General features: G+C 45.3%; 1 protein-coding gene. It reads left to right on the top strand.

What is annotated here, in order from left to right; genetic code table 11:
• Positions 1-131: 131 nt before the first annotated feature.
• On the top strand, positions 132-1,508 hold the full coding sequence (locus FYJ79_RS12350; protein WP_154518913.1) for an ISL3 family transposase: 1,377 nt from the start codon (positions 132-134) through the stop codon (positions 1,506-1,508).
• Positions 1,509-1,553: the final 45 nt, after the last annotated feature.

Here is a 1,553-nt window from a genome sequence, read left to right as displayed (position 1 = left end):
TTTTGAGCCTTCATTAACATTAGTGGGTAATATTCCAGCTTCAATGAATGAATTTATATAACTTTATATAGAAAAACCACTAAATATCATTTATCGTTAAGTCGACCAAAACCACGAGAGGATGATATTTAATGGCTAACTTAAGAATAGATAATAAGGCGCTTGGTGTCAAGAGGTTCAAGGAACTGAGCAACAGAATAGTATACGATAAAAAGGGTAACAGAATTCTTGTTATTAAAGGCAGACTTCACAAGAATGCCGGATGCAGATGCCCAAAATGCAGGAAAAAGCTTTCTATCTATGATACGCCTACCAGAAACAGAAGATGGAGAACGCTGGATGCATTTGACATGCCCACTTATGTTGTAATGGATGTTCACCGCGTATTATGCCCTGAGCATGGCATAGTGACTGAGGACATTCCTTTTGCGCTGCCAGGAAGCGGCTTCACGCTCCCTTTCGAGCTTCAGACGGCATGGCTTGCCAGAAGGGCTGACAGGACGACCGTCTCTGTCCTGATGAGGATATCATGGAACACTGTAGGCAGCATTATCAAACGTGTGAAGGACTTCATGGAGCCGGACGAACGTGCCCGCTTCAACGGCCTCAGGCACATTGGCGTTGACGAGACGGCCTATAAGAAGGGGCATAAATACATCACGGTAGTCGTTAATCTTGATACCAATACTGTCATATGGGTTGGTGTCAATCATGGAAAGGAAGTCCTTTCACGCTTCTTCGAGCTTCTTACGCCTGAACAGCGTGCTTCCATTGAAACAATCAGCGGTGACGGAGCCAGATGGATTGACGCATGCTGTGAGAAGTACATTCCTCATGCAGTAAGAGGAATCGATCCCTTCCACTGCGTGGAATGGGCCCAGGACTGTCTTGACTCCGTAAGAAGAAAGGAATGGCAGGAAGCCAATCAGGAGCTCAAGAAAGCCAAGAAGGAACAGGACAAGAGAGAGCCTGGCCGCCCAAGAAAAGGTGACGAGGATCCGCTCAAGGAACAGAAGAATGCCCTCAGGGAAATCAAGAACTCAAGATATGCCTTGTCAAAGAACCCTGAGAACCTTACTGAAAATCAGCAGGCCAGGCTGGATATCATCATGAGTACGAACAGCAGGCTGACAAGGGCATACCAGCTAAAGGAACAGCTTAGACTCATATTTAAACTAGACAATGTCGATGAAGCGCGCATGTACCTTCATAAGTGGATGTCATGGGCACAGAGATGCAGGATCAAGGAATTCGTAGAGCTGAGAAGGAAGATCAAGCGACACGAAGAGGCCATTCTGTCAACCATAGAAAGAGGACTGTCATCCTCCAAGGTAGAGGCGCTCAACAACAAGATAAAGGTCATCATCAAGAGAAGCTATGGCTTCAGGAACATCGAGAACTTAAAGGCCATGGTTTTACTGTGCTGTTCAGACATTAAGATTCCCCTTCCTAACAGGAATTATCCTCATGCCAAGGGACAAAAAGCATTCATCAAGCAAATGATATGACAGTCAAAACATGCAATTTTTACCCACAGATGTTAATGAAGAGCC

This window comes from Sharpea porci (assembly GCF_009695655.1).
Classification (GTDB): domain Bacteria; phylum Bacillota_I; class Bacilli_A; order Erysipelotrichales; family Coprobacillaceae; genus Sharpea; species Sharpea porci.
The sequence above is the reverse complement of the archived record's forward strand: the minus strand, read 5'-3'. Positions and strand labels throughout refer to the sequence as shown.